This is a genomic window from Microbacterium sp. C448 (genome assembly GCF_000582705.2).
GTDB classification, from domain to species: domain Bacteria; phylum Actinomycetota; class Actinomycetes; order Actinomycetales; family Microbacteriaceae; genus Microbacterium; species Microbacterium lacus_A.
Map to the genome: position 1 here is coordinate 1 of NZ_HG779823.1, position 8368 is coordinate 8368.

Genomic DNA, 8368 nt, shown 5'->3' on the forward strand with positions numbered 1-8368 from the left:
CGAACCCGAACCCGAGCCCGCCGCACAGGCGGCCGCCCCGGTGGAAGAGAACGACGCGACGGCTGCTCAGGCAGCCGAGGCGCCGACACCGACGCCCGTGGACCCGAGTGACGCGACAGCACCTGACTCGGGCCGTCGCCTGTTCGCCAGCCCCCTCGTGCGCCGCCTTGCCGCCGATGCAGGCGTCGAGATCACGGATGTGAGGGGGAGCGGGCCGCACGGACGTATCGTCCGCCGCGATCTCGAACGCCACCTCGCTGCAGCACCCGTGACGGCACCCGCCGCAGCACCCGCCGCAGCGCCCGCAGCGCAGCCGACGGCGGCTCCGGCCACCACACCGACTCCCGCCGCATCCGCATCCACCGCGGGCGCGTCCTTCGTCGACGTTCCCCTCGATCGCATGCGCAAGGCGATCGCCCGGCGCCTGACCGAGAGCAAGTCGACGGTGCCACACTTCTACCTCGTGGCCGACTGTCGCGTCGATGCGCTGCTCGAGCTGCGCCGGACGGTTAATGAGAGCGCGCCGCGCAAGATCTCGGTGAACGACTTCGTGCTGAAGGCCGTCGCCGCGGCCCTGGTCGAGGTTCCCGAGGCCAACGCGATCTGGAACGGTGACAGCATCCGTCACTTCTCGTCGGTCGACATCTCGGTCGCCGTCGCAACCGAGGGTGGGCTGACGACCCCCGTCCTGCGGGGCGTCGAGACCCAGTCCCTCAGCCAGGTCAGCGCAACCGTCGCCGAGATGGCCGGTCGCGCACGAGAGGGCCGCCTGAAGCAGAACGAACTCGAGGGGGGCAGCTTCTCGGTGTCGAACCTCGGAATGTTCGGAACGAGCGAGTTCTCGGCGATCCTCAATCCGCCCCAGTCCGGAATCCTCGCGGTGGGCGCCGCCCGGGCGGTGCCCGTCGTGGACGACGCGGGCCAGCTCGGCGTGGGCCAGGTCATGACCGTGACACTGTCGGCCGACCACCGGGTTCTGGACGGTGCCGTCGCTGCCACGTGGCTCGCCGCGTTCCAACGTCGGATCGAGAATCCGCTCACGATCCTCATCTGATCCGTCCGTCCCAGAAACCAGGAGACCATGGCTGTCATTCGCAGTATCAATCCGTCGTCGGGCGCCGAACTCGCCGCGTTCGAAGAGGACTCGGACGAGTTTGTCGAGAGTCGCATCGCGGCAGCATCCGCCGCGGTTCCCCTGCTCGCCGAGCTCGGTTTCGCGGGTCGCGCAGAGCGGATGCGTGCCGCCGCGGACCTCCTCGAGTCGGAGGCGGACGAGGTCGCGGCCGTCATCACCGCCGAGATGGGCAAGCCGATTGCGCAGGCTCGTGCCGAGGTCGCGAAGTCCGCCTATGCGATGCGCTTCTACGCGGACAACGCGGAGAAGTTCTTGACGGGCCGGGAGCTCGACGACCCGGCCGCGGTTTCTGCGTCGTCCGCGCGCACGAGCTTCGAGCCGATGGGTGTTGTGCTCGCCGTCATGCCCTGGAACTATCCGGTCTGGCAGGTCGTGCGCTTCGCGGCCCCCGCCCTGATGGCGGGAAACGCAGGCTTGCTCAAGCACGCGTCCAACGTTCCCCAGGTCGCCGTCTACATAGGCGAGCTCTTCGCGCGCGCCGACTTCCCGCAGGGCGCGTTCTCGACGCTCCTCATCGCGGCTCGACGAGTCGAGGCGGTCATCCGCGATCCGCGCATCGCTGCCGTCACGCTGACTGGCTCCGAGGCTGCGGGTCGCTCCGTGGGTGCGGCGGCGGGAAGCGTGCTGAAGAAGGCCGTGCTCGAACTCGGCGGTTCCGACCCGTTCATCGTCATGCCATCCGCACGGCTCGATGCCGCGGTCGAGACCGCGGTCAGGGCCCGGACGAGCAACAACGGCCAAGCGTGTATCAACGCCAAGCGCTTCATCATCCACGAAGACGTATATGACCAGTTCTCGGCGCTCTTCGCCGAGCGCATGGCGGCGCTCGTCATCGGTGACCCTGCCGATGATCTGACCGAGATCGGACCCCTCGCGACGGAGTCGGGGCTGCGTGAGCTCGAGGAGCTCGTGGAGGACGCTCGAGTCAAGGGGGCATCGGTCGTCACGGGCGGGCGCCGGAATGATGTCGCCGGGGGCTGGTATTACACCCCGACGGTCATCGCGGACATCACCACAGACATGCGCCTGTACGAGGAAGAAGCCTTCGGCCCCGTGGCCTCGATGTACAAGGTGGCATCCCTTGACGAGGCACTGTCGGTCGCCAACGACAGCCCGTTCGGGCTCGGGTCGGCGTTCTGGAGCACAGATGCCGACGAGATCGCCCGCGCGGAGCGCGGTCTAGAAAGCGGCGCGGTGTTCGTCAACGGCATGACGATCTCCTACCCGGAGCTGCCTTTCGGTGGCATCAAGCGCTCGGGCTTCGGGCGTGAACTCTCGGTCGAAGGTATTCGGGAGTTCTGCAATCTGAAGACCATCTGGGTCGCGTGAGCCCGGCTCAGCCCTGAGTACCCGCGCTGCGGCACGCATCCACGTACAACTGCCGCAGCGGGCGTGTGATGTGGGGTCCCACCGCGAGGAATGACGGCAGGTAGAGCGCGGGCTCGACGGGAAGCGTCACCATACCTTCGTAGGAGTGCTCCGCCTCGTATCCCTCGAAAACGGGGGTCCACATCGGCGTTCGGCTCGTGGCGAGTTCGGCGAACGTCGATTCGATTCCCGAGAAGGGGATGCCGGGGGTGAGGACACGACCCGAGCCGGCCAACGCTGCGTTCAGCAGGTCGTGCAAGGCCGGGTTGGCGGACCTCTCGACGATCGCGACGGGGGTCGCGGCTAGCTCGGGGAGGGTGGCGAAGGCACGTTCGGCCAACGGGTGGTGGTCGGGGAGGGCGGCCACGATCCTCTCGTCCCACACATGAGACGTCCACAGGGCGTCGCTCCTGATCTCGCCGCGGATGATGGCGGCGTCGAGCGAACCGTCCAGGAGCATCGTCGTTCGCCGGGCGGGGTCGATCGCATGAGGTCGCGCGGTGACCCCATGCAGGGCAAGAGAGCGCAGAATGGCGGTCAGCCTTCGTCCCATTCCGCTCGGCACCCCGAGTCTTTGCACCCGGGGTGTCTCGACGCGTCGGCCTGCCTCGTCGGTAATCGCTTGCGCGCGTCCGAGCAGGTCGCGGGCGAGGCGCAGGATGGCGGCGCCGTCTGCCGTCAGCTGGATCGCGCGACGTGAGCGGTCGAAGAGTTCGAGTCCGAGTTCTATCTCGAGTCGCCGGACCTGCTCGCTCACAACGGACTGCGGAAGATGCAAGCGAACCGCAGCGCGGCTGAACTGCAGTTCCTCGGCGACGGCGACGAAGATGCGGACCTGTCTGAGTTCTACATGGACCGTGCGATCGCCCTCGTCCGCCCGGGCGCGACGACAGCAGATATCTGCGCTGTCTGGCCCCAGGCTCACGAGTTCGGATTCGCGGACGAAGAGTCGGCGTTCGCGCTGCAGTACGGCCACGGAATCGGTCTGTCGATCTGGGAGAAGCCGATCTTCTCGCGGTTGACCTCTTTCGACCACCCCGAGGAACTCAAAGAGGGCATGGTATTCGCGCTCGAGACGTACTGGCCCGCCGCGGATGGTTGGGGGGCCGCGCGCATCGAGGAAGAGGTCGTCGTCACGGCCGACGGCTGCGAGGTCATCACCAAGTTCCCGGCCGAGGAGCTCCTGATCGCCGGTCCCCGCTATATCGCTGTCGGCGGGCCCCTGAAGAACGAGCGCGATTCGCAGTCGCACCTGAACACTCCGTGGGGCCAGGCCCGGCCGGAGTAAGGCGCAGACACCGTGACCCGCACTGCCCTGTGGGGGTCTCCGACTCGACTCCCGGCTCGTGCCGTTTCGCCAGGAAGGCTCATCCCATGACAACTCTGGTCGACCTGATCGGCATGTTGCGTGCTGAGCGGGTAGAGATCATCGATCTCACCAACAAGCTCACGCAGAACACCCCCAGTCTGAAACTTCCGCTCCCGTTCGGGAGCCCGGCCCCGTTCGAGCTCGAAGAGATCTCGGCCTATGACGATCGTGGGCCCGGGTGGAAGCACAACAACATCCACATCGGTGAGCACACGGGCACGCACCTCGACGTCCCGATCCACTGGGCATCGGGTCGTGACGGCGACGACGTCTCGCAGGTGCCACTCACGCGACTGATCGGCCCCGCCGTCGTACTCGATGTCACGGCCGAGGCAACCGAGGACGCCGACTTTCTGGTGGACGTGCACCACGTGCAGGCCTGGGAAGCGCAGCACGGTCCGCTCCCGCCCGGCGCCTGGTTGCTCGTTCGCACGGGATGGAGCGCATACAGCCAGGACGAGGCGAAGTTCGTCAACCGCGACGAGATCGGTCCGCACACCCCCGGCTTCACCGCCGCCTGCGCGAAGTGGCTCGCTGAGTCGCCGATGGTCGTGGGTGTGGGGGTAGAGACATTGGGGATCGACGCGGGGCAGGCGGACAAGCTGACGCCCCCGCGACCCATGCACCATTTCCTCCTCGGGGGCGACACCTACGGGATCACGTCTTTGCAGAATCTGGACAGGATCCCCACGACGGGTGCCGTGATCATCGTTGCCCCGTTGCCGATCGTCGGGGGTACCGGCAGCCCGGCACGCGTGCTGGCGCTGGTCGAACGCGACAACTGAGGAGCTGTCGCAAAGCGAGTGAAGAGCAGTCGCAAAGCGAGGCGCTGCCTCAAGGCGACGGTGCCGACAGACCGAAACAACAAGAGCAAGGTGGGACAGATGATCCGTATCGAGTTGACCAAGTTCGGACACGCGTGTGTGCGTCTGGAGAAGGCTGGTCGTCGCATCCTGATCGACCCGGGCAACTACACCGACCTGTCCGTCGCATTGGACGGCGCGGAGCACATCCTCGTCACGCATCAGCATCCCGACCACCTGGATGAGGCTCCCGTGCTGGAGTACCTGGCGGCGCACCCGCAGGTTACGGTCCGTGCACCCGAGGTGCCGGCCGCGCGCCTCATCGAGGCCGCCGCGGCCGCGGGAGTCGATGCCGATCAGATCATTGCGACGGGTGCCGGTGAGAAGTTCGAGGCGGCCGGATTCTCGGTGCGCACGGTCGGGGGGCAGCATGCCGTCATCCATTCGTACATCCCCGTCGTCGCGAACACCGGATACATCGTCGACGGCCTCGTCTATCATCCGGGCGACAGTTTCATCGTGCCCGCGGGCCCGGCGCCCGACACTCTGCTCGTGCCGTTGAACGCGCCGTGGAACAAGATGGCCGAGATGGTCGATTTCATCACCGCCGTACGCCCTCGTCAGGCGATCCCGGTGCACGACGGTCTGCTCAACGACCTCGGGCGACCCCTGTACTCGAAGCGCGCCCGAATGTTCGCGGAGCGGCACGGAGTTGCGTTCACTGACCTCGCCGTCGGTGAGGGCGTCGTCATAGAGGGCGAGGAGTCTGGCGCCGCGGACGATATCGCGGATGGCGTTTTCTCGGACGATCTTGATGTCAAGCACTTCAACGGCTGATCCCGATTGCGTGATTGTCAGTCTCTACTGAACACGCGTCGTCGAGTCCGAAGCGGATGGACTGCGCATGGGGCGCGACGGAAGTTCGCATTTTTGTCGCGAGTCGGTCTCTGCTTGCCGGGGAACGATCATCATGTGATGCCGTTTTGCCTGATACATCAGGAATTCTACGAATGCTCTGGCGAGGCGATTGATCGCGCAAGCATGCGCGTCTCAGGCCCGTCGAGCCAGCGCGGCCAGCTTCCGTACGCTCAGCTGGTGTTAAGTAATTGGCGCGTAGCGCTTCCTGGTAGCGCGAGTCCACGGAGTCGGTAGCGGCTTTCCGGCGAGTTGGTAGCGCTCGGGCTGGGGTGTGGTGCTCTGCTGAGGGAACGGTGACGCATGGGCGTCGCCGTTCTTGTGTGGAAGGCGGAACATGACGGACTACCGGAGGATTCTCACGTTGCTGCTGGAGCGGCGCAGCTACCGGGACGTGGCCGAGGTCGTGGGGTGCTCGCATCGCGATGTCGCGCGTGTGAGGCAGGCGATCGTCGAGCATGGCATCGAGTCGGCGATCGCGGTCAGCGATCGCGAGTTGGCGGAGTGGTTCCCGGACGGGCGCCGGCGGGTGTCGGACGAGTACGACCAGCCGGATCTGGCGCGGGTGCTGGCGTCGATGCGGCAGAACCGGCACTTCACGTTGCTGCAGGCGTGGCGTCGTTACACCGATGCGCGTGGGGCGGGGAAGAAGTATGGGTACTCGCAGTTCTGCGCCCTGTTCGCCGACTACGTCCGCACCAATGATCTGGTCGCGACGCTGCATCACGAGCCGGGGCGGGCGATGCTCGTGGACTGGGCTGGTGACACGATCGACCTGGTCGACGCGGTCACCGGCGAGATCACCCGGGCGGTGCTGTTCGTCGCGGTGCTGCCGTTCTCGGGCGCGTTGTTCTGCCGCGCCTACGCGGACATGCGGTCGGAGGCGTGGCTGGACGCGCACGTGCGGGCGTTCGCGTCCTATGGCGGAGTAGTGCAGATCGTCGTGCCGGACAACCCGGCGACCTCGACGCATCAGGCGCGCAAGGGCGACGCGGAGCGAGTGGTCAACGCCCGCTATCAGCAGCTCGCCGATCATTACGGCACCGCGATCGTCCCCGCCAGGGCGAAGCGCCCGAGAGACAAGGCGGCGGCCGAGAACGCGGTCAACGTCGTCAACAAGCGTGTCATCGGCTACCTCGAGGACGACGTCTTTACGACCCTGTCCGAGCTCAACGACGCGATCGATGAGCGGGTGCGGGAGATCAATCACGACCTGCGCCGGGCGGACGACTCGACCCGGTGGGAGCGGTTCACTGCCGAGGAGGCGCACCTGCTCGCGGCGCTGCCCGACGCCGCGTTCGAGGAAGTGACCTGGAAGGAGCTCAAGGCCGGCCGCAACTACCATGTCACCGCGGATTCGCAACGCTACTCCGTCCCCTACCGGCTGGCCGGACAGTTGCTGCGGGTCCGGTTCACGCAGACCCGGGTGACCGTGTTCGACGGCCACGACATCGTCTGCGAACACCGTCGCCTCGTCGGCCGGAAGGGGCAGTACTCGACGCTGCCCGAGCATGTCCCGCCGCAGCACCGCAACATCGACGGGTTGTGGTCCAGACGCTGGTTCACCGACCGGGCCCGCAGCTTCGGACCCGCGACAGTGGAGGTGATCGAGCAGATCCTGGACCGGCAGAAGATCGAGGCGCAAGGCTACCTCGACTGCCAGAACGTGCTCAGCGGGCTGGGGAAACAGAACCGGGAACGACTCGAAGCTGCCTGCCAGGAGCTGATCAACCGGGGCGGTCAGGCGACCTACACGACGCTGAAGCGGATCATGGCCGGCATCGACAGCGACACCAAGAAGCCCCGACCAGCGACACCGGCCGCGTCGACACGGAAACGCGGCGGCGACGTCGCCGACGGCCCGGACGTGTTCGTCCGCGACGCGTCGCACTACGCCACCAGCGGGGAGGCGGACCGGTGACGTTCACGAGCATCGACTACGAGAAGTTCCGGGCACTACGGGTCACGCACGTCGCGACCCGCCTCGAGGAACTCATCGCCGACGAGGTCAACGACACCCTCACCCCGGAGCAGCTGTTCCTCACCGCCGTCGACGACGCGCTCGAACAGCGGCGGGCACACAAGGTCGAGAAGCTGACCCGGCAGGCCGGGTTCCCGATCCCGCACGCGACAGTCGCGGAGATCGACTACCGGGACGGTCGAGGGATCACCCCCGTCCGGATGCGCCGCTACGCCGCCCACGACTGGCGGGCCGACCCGATGAACCTGCTCATCATCTCCCCGACCGGCGGCGGGAAGACCTACCTCGCCTGCGCGCTCGGGATCGCCGCCTGCCACAACGGCCACGCCGTCACCTACGCCCGCATGGACGACCTCGCCCGCAGGCTCGTCATCGCCCGCGGCGACGGCATCGCCCACCAGAAGCTGCTCAACGAGCTCTCGCAAACCGACCTGCTCATCCTCGACGACTTCCTCACCGTCGGGATCGACAGCGACGCCGCGAGCGACCTGTTCGCGATCCTCGCGAACCGTGAACACCGCCTCCCCACCGTGATCGCCTCGCAGACCGGCCCCAGCCACTGGGTCACCGAGCTACCCGACCGGGTCGCGGCGGACTCGATCGTGAACCGGCTCGCGAACCACGCCCGAACCATCAACCTCGGCCAAATCGACATGCGCAGACTCCGCCACGACCACGCCCGAACAGAAGAGACCTACTGGGAGTAACGACCAGCGGCCCGGTCAGCGACGGCCGGGCCGCTACCAACACCACCCAACACCGCTACCAACTCGCCAGACTCGCGCTACCAAGAAGCG

Annotated in this window: 8 protein-coding genes; 7 read left to right on the plus strand and 1 reads right to left on the minus strand. The window is 66.9% G+C overall.

What is annotated here, in order from left to right; all coding sequences use genetic code 11:
- Together MIC448_RS15510 and MIC448_RS15515 are read left to right on the plus strand one after the other, a co-directional pair.
- Nucleotides 1–1054, plus strand: a 1054-nt coding sequence (locus MIC448_RS15510) for a 2-oxo acid dehydrogenase subunit E2 (RefSeq protein ID WP_051514211.1), incomplete at its 5' end; no start/stop codon positions are given.
- 27 nt (nt 1055–1081) lie between these two features.
- Nucleotides 1082–2464, plus strand: a complete 1383-nt coding sequence (locus tag MIC448_RS15515; RefSeq protein WP_036301794.1) for an aldehyde dehydrogenase family protein — start codon at nt 1082–1084, stop codon at nt 2462–2464.
- A gap of 7 nt (nt 2465–2471) precedes the next feature.
- Here the strand turns inward: MIC448_RS15515 and MIC448_RS15520 are convergent, their stop codons facing one another.
- Nucleotides 2472–3332 carry a LysR family transcriptional regulator gene (locus MIC448_RS15520; RefSeq protein ID WP_036301807.1) on the minus strand — a complete coding sequence of 287 codons (861 nt, stop codon included), beginning with the start codon at nt 3330–3332 and terminating at the stop codon, nt 2472–2474.
- Here MIC448_RS15520 and MIC448_RS15525 point away from each other — a divergent pair.
- The 5 genes from MIC448_RS15525 (at nt 3276) to MIC448_RS15545 (ending at nt 8278) form a co-directional block, all read left to right on the plus strand.
- On the plus strand, nt 3276–3791 hold the full coding sequence (locus MIC448_RS15525) for a Xaa-Pro peptidase family protein (RefSeq protein ID WP_051514215.1): 516 nt from the start codon (nt 3276–3278) through the stop codon (nt 3789–3791). The two genes, MIC448_RS15520 and MIC448_RS15525, sit on opposite strands and share 57 nt — an antisense overlap.
- An 86-nt stretch (nt 3792–3877) precedes the next feature.
- On the plus strand, nt 3878–4657 hold the full coding sequence (locus MIC448_RS15530; RefSeq protein WP_036301799.1) for a cyclase family protein: 780 nt from the start codon (nt 3878–3880) through the stop codon (nt 4655–4657).
- 99 nt (nt 4658–4756) lie between these two features.
- Nucleotides 4757–5512, plus strand: a complete 756-nt coding sequence (locus tag MIC448_RS15535) for an MBL fold metallo-hydrolase (RefSeq protein ID WP_103663575.1) — start codon at nt 4757–4759, stop codon at nt 5510–5512.
- A 415-nt stretch (nt 5513–5927) separates the two neighbouring features.
- Entirely contained in the window at nt 5928–7511 is a 1584-nt protein-coding gene (gene istA / locus MIC448_RS15540) for an IS21 family transposase (protein ID WP_036301801.1), read from the plus strand.
- Nucleotides 7508–8278: an ATP-binding protein gene (locus MIC448_RS15545; protein WP_036301803.1), complete on the plus strand. Its 771-nt coding sequence runs from the start codon at nt 7508–7510 to the stop codon at nt 8276–8278. The genes istA and MIC448_RS15545 overlap by 4 nt, the downstream gene beginning before the upstream one ends.
- Nucleotides 8279–8368 lie beyond the last annotated feature (90 nt).

Excerpts from the sequence above, each read along its gene's own strand:
- MIC448_RS15515 (WP_036301794.1), top strand. The coding sequence starts at position 1,082 with ATGGCTGTCATTCGCAGTATCAATCCGTCGTCGGGCGCCGAACTCGCC.
- MIC448_RS15530 (WP_036301799.1), top strand. The coding sequence starts at position 3,878 with ATGACAACTCTGGTCGACCTGATCGGCATGTTGCGTGCTGAGCGGGTA.
- MIC448_RS15535 (WP_103663575.1), top strand. The coding sequence starts at position 4,757 with ATGATCCGTATCGAGTTGACCAAGTTCGGACACGCGTGTGTGCGTCTG.
- MIC448_RS15525 (WP_051514215.1), top strand. The coding sequence starts at position 3,276 with ATGCAAGCGAACCGCAGCGCGGCTGAACTGCAGTTCCTCGGCGACGGC.
- istA (WP_036301801.1), top strand. The coding sequence starts at position 5,928 with ATGACGGACTACCGGAGGATTCTCACGTTGCTGCTGGAGCGGCGCAGC.